Below are 565 nucleotides of genomic sequence, written 5' to 3'. Positions count from 1 at the left end.
GGTCGGTGGCGTTGCCGTGGCCGACGGGGAGCCACTGCCTCCCGACATCCCTGTCGTGGTGTCGTGCTTCGCCAGTGAGACGGAGGCGCAGGAGTTCATCCAAGCGGGTGCTCCCGGGGACCTGGAACGGTTGATGGACGGGCTGGCGGTGGAGTTCAGAGCGCTCTCCACGGAGCGCGCGGGTGCACGCGCGTCCACCGTCACGATCGGAAAGGTCTGGACGGGCACCTCTCGTGGCGGATCCGAGCTCATTCACTGGGGCACCGGGTCGGGGTGTCATGGGGTCACCTATGGCTTCCCGTCTCTGTCCAGCTCGTGGAACGACAAGATCCGTTCGGCCGAAGGCTTCAACAATTGCTGGGCCTCGCACTACGCGGACGGCTCCTACGGCGGCGGCGTACTCACCTGCGCGCCGTACTGCGCGACCTTGGGGTTCCTCGCCGGTCAATCGTCATCGATCGTGTACCGGCCGGTCGGCACCTTCGGATAGGACCGGCGCAGTCGGTGGGAACCCGGGTCTGCAGTCCGGACACCACGGAGTGAGGGCATCCGCCCTGGGACTGAC

General features: G+C 67.1%; 1 protein-coding gene. It reads left to right on the top strand.

Annotated elements, in window-relative coordinates:
- Positions 1 to 490, top strand: a 490-nt coding sequence (locus tag AC1B00_RS09640) for a hypothetical protein (RefSeq protein WP_488849512.1), incomplete at its 5' end; no start/stop codon positions are given.
- Positions 491 to 565: the final 75 nt, after the last annotated feature.

The organism is Campylobacter sp. DY7, from assembly GCF_057802535.1.
Note: the sequence above shows the minus strand (reverse complement) of the source record. Positions and strands in the feature narration are given on the sequence as shown.